This is a genomic window from Pantoea sp. YR525, assembly GCF_900116775.1.
Taxonomy (GTDB): domain Bacteria; phylum Pseudomonadota; class Gammaproteobacteria; order Enterobacterales; family Enterobacteriaceae; genus Pantoea; species Pantoea symbiotica.
The window spans coordinates 65,992-82,129 of sequence record NZ_FPBU01000009.1 but is presented as its reverse complement, the minus strand read 5'-3'; the positions used below and the strand labels follow the sequence as shown (position 1 = coordinate 82,129).

Below are 16,138 nucleotides of genomic sequence, written 5' to 3'. Positions count from 1 at the left end.
AATCACTTCATAAATAACCCAACTTGCCTATTTTTCGCCTTTATCCCGGCGAAAAAAAAGCGTGACCTGGGATATACTCGCTGCGAATTTCATCTCATTACACGCCTATGTGGCCTGGAGAAGTTTTGTTGCGCGTCAGTCGTTCTCTAACGATAAAGCAGATGGCGACGGTTTCCGCCGTGGCGATGGTGACCATCTGCATCTTTATTGTCATCCAGCTCTTTCACTTTGTGCAGCAGCGCAGGATTGACTACGCCCAGCAAATGGAAAATGTGGCGCACACCGTGCGTCAGCCGCTCTCCGAAGCGGTACTTAAAGCCGATATTCCGCAAGCCGAACGCATCCTCAATACGCTAAAACCGGCCGGTATTTTATCGCGCGCCGATGTGGTGTTGCCGAATGCCTTCCAGGCGCTGCACGCCGATTTCGCGCCGGAAAAACCGGTGCCGCGCTGGGTCGCGCGCCTGTTTGAGCTGCCGGTACAAATCACGCTGCCGCTCTATTCGGTGGAGCGATCGGGCTTGCCGAAGCCGATTGCCTATCTGGTGTTGCAGGCCGACTCCTCGCGCGTTTATCAGTTCCTGCTCAGCACCTTGTCGACCATGATCACCACTTATCTGCTGCTGGCGCTGATCCTCTCGATCGCCATCAGCTGGTGTATCAATCGCTTGATTGTGCATCCGCTGCGCGACATTTCGCGTGATTTGCAGGAGCTGCCGCCGCAGGCGATTCTGACCCACAAGATGAAGCTGCCGCATAATCATCGTGATGATGAAATCGGCATGCTGATCCGCAGCTACAACCGCAATCAGCAGGTGCTGGAGTCGATTCACGACGAAATGAGCCGCATGACCACCCATTTCGCCGTGACGGACCTGCCCAATCGCGCGCTGTTCCTTGCGCTACTCGAACAGCATATGAGCCATCGCCACAATCGTCAGGCGTGGGGCTTAATGGTGATTCGCATTGAAACGCTGCAGGAAGCCAACGGCGTACTGAGCGATGAACAGCGCGATACGCTGATGCTGACGCTGGTGGAAAAGATTCGCAGCACCGTCGACGATCACTCGCTGCTGGCGCAAACCGGCCCCAGCGACTTCGCCTTGCTGATGAAGCGCGCGCACAATCCGTTCCGCGCCATGCGTTTAGCGCGCAACCTGATGATTCGCATCAATCAGCCGGTGAACCTGCAACAGCTGCAGCTGCGTCCGAATGCCAGCATTGGTCTGGCGTTGCACGAAGAGAACAGCATTTCGGCCAGCGAACAGCTCGATCGCGCTACCTCGGCGATGATGTCGGCGCGCCATCAGGGCAAAAACCAGATTCTGTTCTTCGACCCGGCGCTCACCGAGCGGGCGCAGAAGCGTTTAACGCAGGAGCACGACATCTTGCAAGGTTTACAAGACGAGCAGTTTGCCCTCTATCTGCAGCCGCAAATCAATATGGAAACCGGCGAGCTGGCCGGTGCCGAGGCGCTGCTGCGCATGCGCATGCCGGATGGCAGCTACGGATTGTCAGAAGAGTTTATTGCCAGCGCCGAAGAGATTGGTGTGATTTCGGCCATTGGCCGCTGGGTGTTTGAGGAAGCCTGCCGCATTCTGGCCGGCTGGCAGAAACAGGGCATTAACATCCCGCTCAGCGTCAATATCTCGGCGGTGCAGCTGCGTGATGCCAGTATGGTCAGCCATTTGCAGGGCTTGCTGGAGCGACATCGCATTGCGCCGGGCAACTTTGTACTGGAAATCACCGAAACCGCGCAGATTGGCGATGCCGAGCAGGCGATTGCGCTGCTGCGTTTGCTGCAGCAAACCGGCGTGGCAGTGGCGCTCGACGATTTCGGTATGGGCTACTCCAACCTCAACTATCTGCATCAGTTCAAAGCGCTGCCGGTGAATAAGCTGAAAATGGATCGCAGCTTTGTCGCCGCGCTGCCGGATGACGACACCATGGTGCGCATCGTGGCGGCGATTGCCGACATCATTCACCTCGACGTCATCGCCGAAGGTGTGGAAACCGCCGAGCAGCGCGACTGGCTGCTGGCGCGCGGAATTACTATAGGGCAAGGCTACTTATACGCTGAAGCGCTGCCGCTCCACGTCTTTAATCAACGCTGGCTCAATAGCCCGCAACTCCCTGAATAATCACCTTGGTTATTGATTTTCCTTACAAAATTGTAGCGAAGCGCTGTGCTGAAGCGTTTCAGTTCATAGTTAGAGTTTTGTAACTTTTGTAAGGAATAGTAGGGGATATTAATCTTGTTAACAGGGTGTTATTTTCCTCGCCATCGGTAAGGTTTTACGCTTCTGGCGGCTTGCCGCATGCGTTCTCCACAACAATGGCGGTGCGAACCGTCTTACTGGACACCTGTTATGAAAATCTTAAAAAGCCTCTATTTTCAGGTACTGGTTGCCATCGGCATCGGCGTCCTGTTGGGCCACTTCTATCCTGAGTTAGGCGCGCAAATGAAGCCGCTTGGCGATGGTTTCGTTAAGTTGATCAAGATGATCATCGCCCCCGTGATTTTCTGTACGGTGGTGACCGGTATTGCCGGCATGGAGAGCATGAAAGCCGTTGGACGTACGGGCGCAGTGGCACTGCTGTACTTTGAAGTGGTCAGCACCATCGCGCTGATCATCGGTTTGGTGGTGGTTAACGTGGTGCAGCCAGGTGCGGGCATGAACGTTGATCCGGCCACGCTGGATGCCAAAGCGGTCGCGGTTTACGCGCAGCAGGCGGAGCAGCAAGGTGTGGTCGCCTTCCTGCTGGATGTGATCCCGAATAGCGTGATTGGTGCCTTCGCCAGCGGCAACATTCTGCAAGTGCTGCTGTTCGCTATTCTGTTCGGCTTCGCTCTGCATCGCCTCGGCAGCGCTGGCACCGTGATGTTCAACGTCATTGAGAGCTTCTCGAAAGTGATCTTCGGCGTGATCAACATGATTATGCGTCTCGCGCCAATCGGTGCCTTCGGGGCAATGGCCTTTACCATCGGTAAATATGGCGTCGGCTCGCTGGTGCAGCTGGGTCAGCTGATCATCTGCTTCTATATCACCTGTGTGCTGTTCGTGGTGGTGGTGTTGGGGCTGATTGCACGCTTCGCCGGCTTTAACATCTTTAAATTTGTCGCCTACATCAAAGAAGAGCTGCTGATTGTGCTCGGTACTTCCTCATCTGAATCGGCGCTGCCGCGCATGCTGGATAAGATGGAGAAGCTGGGCTGTAAGAAATCGGTGGTGGGCTTGGTGATTCCAACCGGCTACTCCTTCAACCTGGATGGCACCTCGATTTACCTCACCATGGCGGCGGTGTTTATCGCGCAGGCGACCAACGCGCATATGGATGTGTTCCACCAAATTACGCTGTTAGTGGTGCTGCTGCTCTCCTCAAAAGGCGCAGCGGGCGTAACCGGCAGTGGCTTTATCGTGCTGGCGGCGACCTTGTCTGCGGTGGGACACTTGCCGGTGGCTGGTCTGGCGCTGATTCTCGGTATCGACCGCTTTATGTCCGAAGCGCGCGCGCTGACCAATCTGGTGGGTAATGGCGTAGCGACCATCGTGGTGGCAAAGTGGGTCGGACAACTGGATGAGAAACAACTGAATGCGACGCTTTCTTCAGGGAAAAAGGTGAATAACGCACCAGAAACCGCCGCATAACCTGCTATTTGCGTTAATTTGCCGAGAAATGCCCGCTGTCGCTTGCCCTGACAGCGGGCATTTGCATAATAAACCCCATTGATTTTTTTCCCGATTTTTTGCCTCGTTGCGCGACATCCTGACCTTCTCGTGGTCAAAGAGTCTGTTATTAAATAAACGTGGCGGCAAAATGCCGCACCGGTCACCCCAGATGTGGCCGAACATGCCGCGCTAACGAGCGTTGATCTGTTTGAGTAGGGGTTCACATGCAGGGCACCAGAATTCGGCTTTTGGTTGGCGGATTGCTACTGGCAGCGTCCGGTTTTGGCGTGCACGCCGAGACGCTCCAACCCGATCCCGCCTGGCAGGAAGGCAAACTGGACAATGGTTTTAGCTGGCAGCTGCTGACCACACCACAACGTCCAAGCGATCGTATTGAGCTGCGCCTGATTGTTAACACCGGTTCGCTGGTGGAGAGTGCGCAACAAACTGGCTATAGCCATCTTTTACCGCGTTTAGCGATGGTGCATAACGCCACGCTGGACACCAATCAGCAACGCGCGCTGTGGCAGCAAGCCATGGATCCGCAACGTCCGCTGCCGCCCGCCATCTCGTCGTACGATTACACCCAATACAACCTGAGCTTGCCGAATAACCGCCCTGATCTGCTGAAAGAAGCGCTCAGCTGGCTGGCGGCGACCGCCGGGAAAATGACGATTAATGAGCAGGTAGTGGCTACTGCGTTAACGGCGACCGATCCGATTGCCACCTGGCCCGCCAATACCCAGGATGTGTGGTGGCGCTATCGCCTGAAAGGCTCGGCGATGCTGGCGCACGATCCGGGCGAACAACCGCGCGCGCCGGTGGATATCGCCCAACTCAACAGCTTCTATCAGCAGTGGTACACGCCAGACGGCATGACGCTGTACGTGGTGGGAAATGTCGATAGCCGCAGCATGGCGGAGCAGATCAACAAAGCTTTTGCGCCGCTGAAAGGCAAGCGTGTTGCGCCTGCCGCGTTACCAACGCTGTCACCGCTGCCGCATCAGCCGGTGAATCTGGTGAATGGCGGCATGAGTCAGGATCGCCTGTCGCTGGTGTGGGACACCGCATGGCAACCGATTCGCGATTCGCAGAATTTGCAGCGCTACTGGCAGAGCGATTTAGCGCGTGAAGCGCTGTTCTGGCATGTGCAGCGCGCGCTCGCTGACAGCAAAGCGCAAAGCGTGCAGGTTGGTTTCGATTGCCGTGTGCTCTATCAGCGCGCGCAGTGCTCGATCAACATGGACAGCCCGAACGCCTCTTTGCCGCAGAATATGAATCAGGTGGCGAAAGAGCTGGCTGCGGTGCGCGACAAAGGCTTACCGCAGGAGGAGTTTGATGCGCTGATGGCGCAGAAGCTGCTGGAGCTCAATAAGCTGTTTGCCACCTACGCCCGCACCGACACCGATATTCTGATGGGCCAGCGTCTGCGCTCGCAGCAAAATTCGGTCGTGGACATTGCGCCTGAGCAGTATCAAAAGCTGCGTCAGACGTTCCTCGGCGAGATGACGCGTGATCAGTTGAATCAGGAGCTGCGTCAGCAACTGTCGCAGGAGCTGACGATGGTGCTGATTCAACCGCAGGGTGAAGCCGAAACCAACGTGAAGATGCTGCAGGAAGGTTGGGATAAAGTGATGAAGCTGCCGGAGCCGCCAGCGGCTCCGGCTAGCCCGGAAGACGTGAAGCCGGATAGCAGCGCAGGCGCGGCGGAACAGACCGCGCCATCCTCCTGATGATCAGGTCTTCGCTCTGAGCCATTCGGTGACGAGCATCGGCCAGCTCGCCAAAGGCAAATCTGCCACGCCACGGATACCAAATCCGTGGCCGCCTTTTTGGTAGAAGTGAATCTCCACCGGCACTTTGTGCTCACGCAGCGCGCTGAAGAACACCATGCTGTTGTTCACCGAAACCGACTCATCATCGGAGGCGTGAATCAGCAGCGTCGGTGGCGTTTGCGCATGCACGCGCGTTTCCATTGAGTAAGCATCAATCATTCTTTGATCCGGCCACGCGCCGAGCAAGCGGGTGCGCGCACCTTCATGCGCCAGACCTTCGCGCATACTGATCACCGGATAGAGCAGCACCATCGCATCCGGGCGCGGCGTGAAGCTGTCGGCCTGATCCTGCACCGGATAGAGTTTCTCGCCAAAGCGCGTGCCGAGGCTGGCGGCAACGTGTCCGCCCGCCGAGAAGCCCATCATCACGATATATTTGCCGTTCAACCCGCGCTGCGCACGTTCACGCAGCACGCGCACCGCACGCTGCGCATCAGCCAGCGGCGCGTCTGGACCTTCATGGTGACCGTCATACGGCAGGCGATACGTCATCACCGCCAGCGTGTAACCCATTGACGTGAAGAAGGTGGCGAGCGCGCTGCCTTCGCGGTCGATCAATACCCGCTGATAACCGCCGCCCGGTGCCACCAGCAGCGTGATGCCGTTCGAGGTTTCCGGATGCCAGATGGCAATCTCCGGGCAGCGCACGCCGGTGGCGGCGCGGTCATAAGGTTCGTACTCTTTGGCGAGATCGACGATTTGCGGCTGAGCGCGCGAATCGCTCGCGCCTGGCGCATCACCGTGTGGCCAGATATTGATGATTTCTGTGTGCATAAGTCAGTCCTGAGCGAGTCATGTTGTCGTTATTTTTTTCGCGGCCGGAGTAACAGCGTCCTGCTGTTATTGATTAAAACATGGTCTCTTTTGCCGCTGGCGTCCAGCCGAAAACCGCCGATTTCGCCAGTTTCGGACTATGCCTGGCGGCCAGATTTCGTGCCATAACGCATTGAATTTAAATCGATCTGATTAGCATGATTGAAGAAGCGTTACGGGTTTTGTTACAGAAGTGGATGAGTCAGGTGATTAGCGGAAATTGGCAGGAAAAAATGCTGCGTTAAGGCAAACTTTACGGGTGGGTTTGTTAGCGGTGTTTATGGGTTTGGTCGCCATAAATGGCGACCCTACAAATGTGCAGCAGGATTAACGCGGCATTGCGCTGAGCGGGATAATCGCGCCGCGATGCTGGATCACCGTGCTGGCAGTGAGATGACCGCGTGCGGCGGCATCTTCGGCGCTGCCACCAGCTAAACGCACCGCCAGATAACCGGCGCTGAAGGAGTCGCCTGCTGCGGTGGTATCGATCACTTTCTCTTTCGCCAGCTTGATGGCGGCGACGTCGCGCAGTGGCTCATCGCCGACCGCCACCAGACAGGAATCCGCACCACGTTTGATGGCAATCTCCTGCACGCCAGCGGCGCGTGTGCGGGCAATCACCGCATCCAGCGGCTGCTCGCCCCACAGCAAATCTTCATCGTCGAGCGTCAGGAATGCCATGTCGGTATGGCGCAGCATCTCGGCATACGCCTGCTGGGCGCTGGCTTTGTCGGCCCACAAGCGCGGCCGATAGTTGTTGTCGAAAATCACTTTGCCGCCGTTCTGACGACAGGCGCTGAGCAGCGCCATTAATTTGTCGCGACTGGCCGCTGGCAGAATCGCCAGGCTGATGCCGCTCAAATAGAGATAATCGTAGTGCGCCAGCTGCTGGCAAATCTGGTCCGCTTGCGCGCTATCCAGCCAGAAGCGGGCGGCAGCGTCGTTGCGCCAATACCAGAAAGTGCGCTCGCCGTGTTCGTCGGTTTCGATGAAGTACAGGCCTGGCATTTTATTGTCGAGGCGCTGGATCAGCGCGGTTTCTACCTTTTCCTGCTGCCAGGCGGCGATCATCTGGTCACTGAAGCTGTCGGTGCCGAGTGCGGTGACATAATCGACACCCAGCTGCTGGTTATCTGACTGGCGCGCCAGATAAACCGCCGTGTTCAGCGTATCACCGCCAAAACCGCGTTTGATGTTCTCACCTTTCTCGGACAGCTCAATCATGCATTCGCCAATAATGGCGATTTTCTTCTGCGTCATGGTCTTCGGCCTATAGTGAATTCTGCCTTAGTCTCGCGTCTGGTATGGCAGTCGTCAATGGTTTTTAAAACGATGTTTTGATTTAACTTAAGGCAGTAAACCGCCGGCGCTACGGCGATTTAACGGCCAAAGCGCGTTTTGTTTTGCCGATTAAGCGCGACGCACGCTGTTACACTCAACTATTCATGGGACTAACGAGATTGATAAAGTTATCCCGGCGATCGCCGATACTTGCCGCTGAGATGCTATTTGCAGGCACTCGACACCAACCAGGAAAAAACCATGGTGATGAAGAATTTGAGTCATCGGCTGCCTGTTTCAAATGAACTGGAACAACAACAGGAAACGCGTCTCTTCTGGCAGCAGTGCCAACGATTCTATACTTTCCAGCCGATTTATCAGGTTTCCGGCCGATTGCTGGCCATTGAATTACTGACGGCGGTGACTCATCCCTCCGCGCCAGAAAAAAGGCTGTCGCCCGAAGACTATTTTGAAGCACTGACTATCGCGCAGCGGCTCGGTGTCGTCCAGGAACAACTCGAGCTGCTGATAACATGGTCACCGTTTTTCAATCAGCGTCAGCTGGTGGCGTCGGTGAATATCGACGGTCCAACGCTGATGGAGATTGAGCAGCATGAGTCGATTCGCACGCTGATCGCGCAGCTGCCGTGGGTGCGCTTCGAACTGACGGAACATCATGCGCTGCCGCAGGAAGAGATGGTAGCGAAGATGCCGGAACTCGGGCCGCTGTGGCTGGATGATTTTGGCTCCGGCATGGCGAACTTCTCGGCGCTGACCGAACTGCGTTACGACTACATTAAACTCTCGCGCGAGCTGTTTATGCTGCTGCGCGCCAGCGATGAAGGCCGCTCAATGTTCTCAATGCTGCTGGCGTTGATTAACCGTTATTGCAACGGCGTCATCGTCGAAGGTGTGGAAACCGAAGAGGAGTGGCAACAGGTTCGCAGCTCGCCAGCCATGGCGGCGCAGGGCTACTTCTTCTCGCGTCCGGTGCCGTTTAGTGAGCTGGAACGTATGGCACTTGAGCTTCCCTGATCCCGTTCCGCGACGTCTCGACTATCCTTAGTCAGACGTGGAAGGGCAAGGAGGAAGCAATATGTCACGTACTCGAAAGATCCTGAGCTGGGTGTTCGGGATTTTTTTGTTATTGGTTGTAGTGATTGTGGTGATCATCGCCACCTTTGACTGGAACCGCCTGAAACCTACAATTAATCAAAAAGTTTCGGCCGAACTGAACCGACCTTTCGCGATTCGCGGCGATCTCGGCGTGGCCTGGGTTCGCAATCGCGAAGAACCAGGCTGGCGCAGCTGGGTGCCGTGGCCGCAGGTACATGCCGACGATGTGATGCTCGGCAATCCACCATCCATTCCTGATGTCACCATGGTGCATCTGCAGCGCGTTGAAGCGACGATTGCGCCGCTGGCGCTGCTGCATCAGCAGATCTACCTGCCGTGGATCAAGATGCAAAAGCCGGATGCGCGGCTGGTGCAAACTGCTGACAAAAAGAATAACTGGACCTTTGATCTTGCAAGCAGCCAGAACAGCGATGCGAACGCCGCGCCTTCTGCCTGGTCCTTCCGCCTCGACAACATTCTGTTCGATCAGGGACAAGTGCGCTATCGCGACGCCATTAACAAAGCCGATGTCACGGTAACCATAAATCCGCTGGGCAAACCGGTACCGTATGCGCAGGTGGCGGGCGGCGACGATCAGCAGAAAGGCGCGGGTGATTTTGTCTTTGGCTGGCAGGCGAGCGGCACTTACAACAATCAGAAGCTGGATGGCGACGGTAAAATTGGCGGCATGCTATCGCTGCGCAGTAAAACCACGCCGTTCCCGCTGCAGGTGGATGTGCGTAATGGCACCACGCGCGTGCGTATTGACGGCACCTTGCAGGATCCGCTCAATCTTGGCGGGCTGGATGTGCGTTTGCGCTTCGCGGGCGATACGCTGGCGAATCTGTATGGCCTGACGGGCGTGCTGCTGCCTGATACGCCACCTTATGAAACCGACGGTCATTTGATTGCGCGTTTCAACGAGGAGAAAGGGCCGTTGTTCCGCTACGAGAAGTTTAACGGCCACATCGGCGACAGCGATATTCACGGCTCCCTTGTTTATCGTCAGGGTAAACCGCGTCCCACCTTGACCGGTGAACTGACCTCGAACCAATTGCGGATGGAAGATTTGGGGCCGCTGATTGGCGTCAACTCCGGCAAAGGCAGCGAGAAAACGCAGCAGGCCAAAGCGCAACGCGGCGATGCCTCAACACAGCCTGCCGATCGCGTGTTGCCGCATGACAAGTTCGATACCAAGAGCTGGGACGTGATGGATGCGGATGTGAAGTTTAGCGGCAAACGCATTGAACACAGCAGCAAGCTGCCGCTCAGCGATCTCTATACCCATCTGCAATTGAAAAACGGCGACCTGTTGCTCGATCCGCTGCGCTTCGGGATGGCCGGCGGCAGCATCAACTCCACCATTCATCTGGAAGGCGATCGCAGCCCGATGCGCGGACGCGCCGATTTGCATGCGCGTAAGCTACGCCTGCGTCAGCTGTTCCCGGATGTCACCGCGATGCAGAACAGTTTGGGCCAGCTTAACGGCGATGCCTCGCTGAGTGGCACCGGCAATTCTGTGGCGGACTTACTTGGTTCCAGCGATGGCGAACTGAAGCTACTGATGAATGATGGCCTGATCAGCCGCAGCCTGATGGAGATTGCCGGACTGAACGTCGGTAACTATGTGGTGGGCAAACTGTTCGGCGATGACGAAGTGAAGATCAACTGCGCGGCAACCGATCTGAATATTCGTCAGGGTTTAGCGACGCCAAAACTGTTCCTGCTGGATACCGAGAACGCGGTGATCAATGTGACGGGCAACGTTAACTTCGCGAATGAACGCATGGACTTGTCGATCAATCCGGAGAGTAAAGGGATTCGTATCATTACGCTGCGTTCGCCGCTGTATGTGCGCGGCACCTTTAAAAATCCGGATGCCGGCGTGAAAGCTGGGCCGCTGATTGCGCGCGGTGCCGCTGCGGTAGCGCTTGGTGCGGTAGTTGCACCGGCCGCCGCGTTGATCGCACTGATTTCGCCTAGCGATACCGACGACAATCAGTGCAATAACGTGCTGCAGCAGATGAAGAATCAGAAGTGATCAGTTACGCCACAGCACTTTGATGATGTGGTAACCAAAGGCGGTTTTCACCGGTCCGTAAGGCTGTAGCAGCGGACAGGAGAAGACCGCCTTATCAAATGCCGGCACCATTTGCCCTTTACGAAACTCACCCAAATCACCACCGTTGCGCCCGGATGGGCAGGTAGAGTGTTTCTTTGCCAGTTGCTGGAAGTTCGCCCCTTTCTCAAGCTGCGCCAGCAGGGATTTGGCCTGCGCTTCCTCTTTCACGAGGATATGTAAAGCCGCCGCGGTTTTCGCCATGATGAAGTCCTAATGTGTATAATCCGGCCATTATAACCCTGTTTCTTTTGATCCCACTGAGCGAATTCCGTTATGCGTTTAAACCCCGGCCAACAACGAGCTGTCGAATTTGTCACCGGTCCTTGTCTGGTGCTGGCCGGCGCTGGCTCAGGTAAAACCCGCGTGATCACCAACAAAATCGCCCACCTGATCCGCGAATGTGGCTATCAGGCGCGCCATATCGCCGCTGTGACCTTTACCAACAAAGCTTCGCGCGAGATGAAAGAGCGTGTGGCGCAAACGCTGGGACGTAAAGAGGCGCGCGGCCTGATGATTTCCACCTTTCATACGCTGGGGCTGGAGATCATCAAACGCGAATACAAGGCGCTGGGAATGAAAGCCAGCTTCTCGCTGTTCGACGATCAGGATCAGCTGGCTTTGCTCAAAGACCTGACCAAACAGTGGCTGGAAGAGGACAAAACACTGTTACAGCAGCTGATTTCCACCATCTCCAACTGGAAGAACGATTTGGTCGATCCGCAGGGCGCAGCCGGTTTGGCGCAATCGCAGCGCGACCAGATTTTTGCGCACTGTTATCAGCTGTATGACCAACACCTGAAATCCTGCAACGTGCTGGATTTCGACGACTTAATCGCACTGCCGACGCTGCTGCTGCAGCGCAATCAGGAAGTGCGCGAACGCTGGCAGCAGCGCATTCGCTACCTGCTGGTGGATGAGTATCAGGACACCAACACCAGCCAATATGAGCTGGTGAAGTTGCTGGTGGGTGCGCGGGCGCGCTTTACCGTGGTGGGCGATGACGATCAGTCAATTTACTCGTGGCGCGGCGCGCGTCCGCAAAATCTGGTGCTGCTGCAACAGGATTTCCCGGCGCTGGAAGTGGTGAAGCTGGAGCAGAATTATCGCTCGACGCAGCGCATCCTGAAATCCGCCAACATCCTTATCGCTAACAATCCGCACGTATTCGAGAAACGCCTGTTTTCAGAACTGGGGCAGGGCAGCGAGCTGAAGGTGCTGAGCGCCAACAATGAAGATCACGAGGCTGAACGCGTGGCGGGCGAATTGATTGCGCATCACTTCATCAACAAAACCGCCTACAAAGATTACGCTATTCTCTATCGCGGCAATCATCAGTCGCGGGTGTTTGAGAAGCAGCTGATGCAGAACCGTATTCCGTATCGTATCTCGGGCGGCACGTCGTTCTTCTCGCGTCCGGAAATCAAAGATTTGCTGGCTTACCTGCGCGTGCTAACCAATCAGGAAGATGACAGCGCATTCCTGCGTATCGTGAATACGCCGCGCCGTGAGATTGGTCCGGCAACGCTGCAAAAATTGGGCGAATGGGCCAACCTGCGCAATAAAAGCCTGTACAACGCCAGCTTCGATATGGGATTGGAGCAAACGCTGAGCGGGCGCGGGCTGGAGCATCTGCAGCGCTTTACGCACTGGCTGAATGAAATCGTCCAGCTGACCGAACGTGAGCCGGTTAACGCAGTGCGCGACCTGATTCGCGGCATCGACTACGAAAGCTGGCTGTTTGAAACCTCGCCCAGCCCGAAAGCGGCTGAGATGCGCATGAAGAATGTCAATCTGCTGTTCCAGTGGATGACCGAGATGCTGGAAGGCGATGAGCTGAACGAACCAATGACGCTGGCGCAGGTGGTGACGCGCTTTACGCTGCGCGACATGATGGAGCGTGGTGAGAGCGATGAGGAGCTCGATCAGGTGCAGCTGATGACGCTGCACGCCTCAAAAGGGCTGGAGTTTCCGTATGTCTATCTGGTCGGCATGGAAGAGGGTTTATTGCCACACCAGAGCAGCATCGATGAGAACAATATCGAAGAAGAGCGACGTCTGGCTTACGTGGGGATTACCCGTGCGCAGAAAGAGCTGACCTTTACGCTATGCCGTGAACGCCGTCAGTACGGCGAGCTGATGCGCCCGGAACCGAGTCGCTTCCTGCTGGAGTTGCCGCAGGACGATGTGGTGTGGGAGCGCGAGAAAAAAGTGGTGAGCGCAGAAGAGCGCGTGAAGACCGGACAGACGCGCGTCGCAGGGTTAAGGGCGATGCTGGAGAATGCGAAGAAGGGTTAATTGTTTCCTTCAGCCCACAAACCAGGCCTCAGGCGAGAACCGTTGCGAGCGCAGCGGAGGCAAGGCGAAAAGTTCACGGCAAAGCGGAGTTTACGTGTTGTAAATGAGCATTTGACGTGAACTTTTCAACGCAGCATCAGCAAGCAGAGCAGGTTCGATTAGGAGATAGTCAATAACCAGTGCACGTACGACTGATAATGACTCTCCTGCTCCAGCAACTCAGAACGCAGCGGATGCACTTCGCGCCACCCGGCTGGCAACGTCAAATGCAGCGCATCATCATCCGCCTGTAAACGCACGGCAGGCAAGGTGTCATCGCGACGACGGCTTGAGAAAATAATCGCTAAACGCAGCAAACGACTTAAACGCTCCGCCATGCGCGGCGGCACGGCGTTTTGCTGAGTCAGTAAAGCCAAATCAATGCTGCCGCTTTGGTTCTGCAGCAGGCAAGCCAGCATTTTTTTCTGTGCGGGAGTGAAGCCAGGAAGATCGAGATGGCGAATCAGGTAAGCGGCGTGCTGCGGTGCCTGACGGAAATCGACGCTCAGGCCAATTTCGTGGATGGAACAGGCGCTAAGTAGCAGATCGCGACATCGGTTATCCAGCTTCCAGCTGCTGCTCACCTGACGGTAGAAGCTCTCCGCCAACTGGCGTACGCGACCGGCCTGATCAATATCAATGGCAAAGCGACGCTGCACGTTCTGTAATGTGCGGCTGCGGATATCGCGATCAACCGGCAGATGCAGCATGCCATACACCAAGCCTTCGCGCAGTGCGCCACCGGCCAGCGTCATACCTTCAATGCTCAGTTCCTGGAAGATAGCGATGAGGATTGATAAACCGCTCGGGAACACTAAGGCGCGCTCCAGCGTCAATCCTTCAATTTCCAGCTCTTCCAGTTTGCCGCACTGAATCGCGCGTTGTTTCAGCTGTTGCAGTTTGCTCAGGGTGATGCGCTCATCCATGCCCTGCGCCATCATAATTTCCTGCAACGCTTGTACGGTGCCTGACGCGCCGACACAGATTTGCCAGCCTTTCTCGCGCAGCGCAGCGGCCACCGGACGGATCATCTCGCGCGCGGCCAGTTCGGCCTGCTCAAAATTCTCTTTTGCCAGATGACGATCGCTGAAATAGCGTTCAAGCCAGGTTACGCAGCCCATCGACAAGCTGAACAGCGTGGTGGCATGCGAGCCTTCGCCGGTCACCAGTTCGGTGCTGCCGCCGCCGATATCGACCACTAAACGCTGATCGGAACCGCCGGTGGTATGCGCTACACCCTGATAAATCAGGCGCGCTTCTTCTTCGCCGCTGATGACATTCACCGCGCAGCCAAGAATCTGTTCAGCCGTTGTGAGGAAATCCTGCGCATTTTCAGCAAGGCGCAGCGTGGCGGTTGCCACCACGCGGATTTGTTCCGGAGGAATATCCTGCAGCTGTTCGGAGAACAACTTCAGGCACTGCCAGCCGCGTTGCATCGCCTCGGCAGAGAGATGATTCGCTTTGTCGAGGCCAGCCGCCAGACGCACTTTGCGCTTTATCCGCGCGACGGTCTGAATACTGCCAGACACCTCGCGCACCACCAACATATGAAAGCTGTTAGAACCTAAATCAATCGCTGCATAAAGTGACGATGCGCTTAGCATGGTGTGCTTAACCCGAACGTTTACGGTTGCTATTGCGCGGCGCGCCGCTCCGACGGTTATTGTTGTTCCCGCCACGGCGTGGACCGTTTCCTGAACGACTGCGTTGCAGACGCTTCGGCGGTGGCAGTTCATTCAGCAAGGCATCGCTGTTGTACTTGCTGACCGGAATACCGTGACCGATGTACTCTTCGATTGCCGGCAGGTTCAGCGCGTACTCTTCGCACGCCAGGCTGATGGAGTGACCGCTGGCGCCCGCGCGGCCAGTACGGCCAATACGGTGAACGTAGTCTTCGCGATCGTCAGGCAGATCGTAGTTGAACACATGCGTTACGGCAGGAATGTGCAGACCACGTGCCGCGACGTCGGTGGCCACCAGGATATCCACATCGCCTTTGGTGAAGTCGTCGAGAATACGCAGACGTTTTTTCTGCGCCACATCACCGGTCAGCAGACCTACGCGATGACCATCGGCAGCCAAATGGCCCCAAATGTCTTCACAGCGGTGCTTAGTGTTAGCGAAGATGATGGCGCGATCTGGCCACTCTTCTTCTACTAGCGTCTGCAGTAAACGCATTTTCTCTTCATTCGAAGGATAGAAAAGCTCTTCTTTGATGCGGTGGCCGGTTTTCTGCTCAGGCTCAACTTCCACGTATTCGGCGTTGTTCATGTGCTCAAACGCCAGTTCACGCACGCGGTAAGACAAGGTAGCAGAGAACAGCATACTCAGGCGTTGGGTGGCCGGCGGCATGCGGCGGAACAGCCAACGAATGTCTTTAATAAAGCCGAGATCGAACATGCGATCGGCTTCATCCAGCACAACAACCTGAATCGCGCCCAGGTTGACATGGTTCTGCTTGGCGTAGTCGATCAGACGTCCGGTGGTGCCCACCAGAATATCGACACCCTCAGCCAGCACTTTCAGCTGTTTATCGTAGCCGTCGCCACCATAAGCCAGGCCCAGCTTTAAGCCAGTCACCTTCGCTAATGGTTCAGCATCGGCATGAATTTGTACGGCGAGCTCACGCGTCGGGGCCATGATCAGCGCACGTGGCTGATTAGTCTGGCGACCTTCTGCGGCAGGATGAGAAAGAAGATAATGAAACGTTGACGTAAGGAACGCCATCGTTTTGCCGGTACCGGTTTGCGCCTGACCCGCAACATCACGCCCTGTAAGCGTAAGAGGCAACGCGAGCGCCTGAATAGGCGTGCAGTGGCTAAAGCCTTTAGTATCAAGGGCTTCTACCACCTGAGGGTGCAGGGCGAAGTCGGAAAACTTCTGTTCAGTTAAGTGTGTTTTGCTCATAGTGTGGTAGAATATCAGCTTACTAGCGCTTTACGAAAGCGTATCCGATGAAATAAAGT

The 16,138-nt window shown here is 56.1% G+C and carries 11 protein-coding genes; 6 read left to right on the top strand and 5 right to left on the bottom strand.

Annotation, left to right across the window (positions count from 1 at the left end; genetic code table 11):
* The first annotated feature begins 128 nt into the window (after positions 1-128).
* The 3 genes from hmsP (at position 129) to BM323_RS18530 (ending at position 5,404) form a co-directional block, all read left to right on the top strand.
* Positions 129-2,141, top strand: coding sequence for a biofilm formation regulator HmsP (gene hmsP / locus BM323_RS18545; RefSeq protein WP_175501727.1), 2,013 nt, complete (start codon positions 129-131; stop codon positions 2,139-2,141).
* A 228-nt stretch (positions 2,142-2,369) separates the two neighbouring features.
* Positions 2,370-3,650 carry a dicarboxylate/amino acid:cation symporter gene (locus BM323_RS18540; RefSeq protein WP_008105722.1) on the top strand — a complete coding sequence of 427 codons (1,281 nt, stop codon included), beginning with the start codon at positions 2,370-2,372 and terminating at the stop codon, positions 3,648-3,650.
* 245 nt (positions 3,651-3,895) lie between these two features.
* Positions 3,896-5,404 carry a M16 family metallopeptidase gene (locus tag BM323_RS18530; protein ID WP_008105725.1) on the top strand — a complete coding sequence of 503 codons (1,509 nt, stop codon included), beginning with the start codon at positions 3,896-3,898 and terminating at the stop codon, positions 5,402-5,404.
* A 3-nt stretch (positions 5,405-5,407) separates the two neighbouring features.
* On the opposite strand, the gene BM323_RS18525 is transcribed toward BM323_RS18530, so the two are convergent.
* Positions 5,408-6,280 (bottom strand): alpha/beta hydrolase, encoded by an 873-nt coding sequence (locus BM323_RS18525; protein WP_008105727.1) that lies wholly within the window; start codon positions 6,278-6,280, stop codon positions 5,408-5,410.
* Positions 6,281-6,646: 366 nt separating this feature from the next.
* Positions 6,647-7,579 carry a 2-dehydro-3-deoxygluconokinase gene (locus BM323_RS18520; RefSeq protein ID WP_008105728.1) on the bottom strand — a complete coding sequence of 311 codons (933 nt, stop codon included), beginning with the start codon at positions 7,577-7,579 and terminating at the stop codon, positions 6,647-6,649.
* A 282-nt stretch (positions 7,580-7,861) separates the two neighbouring features.
* On the opposite strand from BM323_RS18520, the gene pdeH reads away from it, so the two are divergent.
* Positions 7,862-8,635, top strand: a complete 774-nt coding sequence (gene pdeH, locus BM323_RS18515; RefSeq protein ID WP_008105730.1) for a cyclic-guanylate-specific phosphodiesterase — start codon at positions 7,862-7,864, stop codon at positions 8,633-8,635.
* Positions 8,636-8,696: 61 nt separating this feature from the next.
* Positions 8,697-10,757, top strand: coding sequence for an AsmA family protein (locus BM323_RS18510; protein ID WP_091004158.1), 2,061 nt, complete (start codon positions 8,697-8,699; stop codon positions 10,755-10,757).
* Here the strand turns inward: BM323_RS18510 and ppiC are convergent, their stop codons facing one another.
* A complete protein-coding gene (gene ppiC / locus BM323_RS18505; protein ID WP_008105734.1) occupies positions 10,758-11,039 on the bottom strand; it encodes a peptidylprolyl isomerase PpiC in 282 nt (93 codons plus the stop codon). It abuts the gene before it with no gap.
* A 72-nt stretch (positions 11,040-11,111) separates the two neighbouring features.
* Between ppiC and rep the strand changes: the two genes are divergently transcribed.
* Positions 11,112-13,133, top strand: coding sequence for a DNA helicase Rep (gene rep, locus BM323_RS18500; protein ID WP_008105735.1), 2,022 nt, complete (start codon positions 11,112-11,114; stop codon positions 13,131-13,133).
* A gap of 158 nt (positions 13,134-13,291) precedes the next feature.
* On the opposite strand, the gene ppx is transcribed toward rep, so the two are convergent.
* Positions 13,292-14,776, bottom strand: a complete 1,485-nt coding sequence (ppx, locus tag BM323_RS18495) for an exopolyphosphatase (RefSeq protein WP_008105737.1) — start codon at positions 14,774-14,776, stop codon at positions 13,292-13,294.
* Between the two features lie 7 nt (positions 14,777-14,783).
* On the bottom strand, positions 14,784-16,079 hold the full coding sequence (rhlB, locus tag BM323_RS18490) for an ATP-dependent RNA helicase RhlB (RefSeq protein WP_008105739.1): 1,296 nt from the start codon (positions 16,077-16,079) through the stop codon (positions 14,784-14,786).
* Positions 16,080-16,138 lie beyond the last annotated feature (59 nt).

Coding starts and splice junctions, on each gene's coding strand:
- rhlB (WP_008105739.1), bottom strand. CDS start 16,079: ATGAGCAAAACACACTTAACTGAACAGAAGTTTTCCGACTTCGCCCTG.
- BM323_RS18530 (WP_008105725.1), top strand. CDS start 3,896: ATGCAGGGCACCAGAATTCGGCTTTTGGTTGGCGGATTGCTACTGGCA.
- ppiC (WP_008105734.1), bottom strand. CDS start 11,039: ATGGCGAAAACCGCGGCGGCTTTACATATCCTCGTGAAAGAGGAAGCG.
- BM323_RS18525 (WP_008105727.1), bottom strand. CDS start 6,280: ATGCACACAGAAATCATCAATATCTGGCCACACGGTGATGCGCCAGGC.
- pdeH (WP_008105730.1), top strand. CDS start 7,862: ATGGTGATGAAGAATTTGAGTCATCGGCTGCCTGTTTCAAATGAACTG.
- BM323_RS18510 (WP_091004158.1), top strand. CDS start 8,697: ATGTCACGTACTCGAAAGATCCTGAGCTGGGTGTTCGGGATTTTTTTG.
- BM323_RS18520 (WP_008105728.1), bottom strand. CDS start 7,579: ATGACGCAGAAGAAAATCGCCATTATTGGCGAATGCATGATTGAGCTG.
- BM323_RS18540 (WP_008105722.1), top strand. CDS start 2,370: ATGAAAATCTTAAAAAGCCTCTATTTTCAGGTACTGGTTGCCATCGGC.
- rep (WP_008105735.1), top strand. CDS start 11,112: ATGCGTTTAAACCCCGGCCAACAACGAGCTGTCGAATTTGTCACCGGT.
- ppx (WP_008105737.1), bottom strand. CDS start 14,776: ATGCTAAGCGCATCGTCACTTTATGCAGCGATTGATTTAGGTTCTAAC.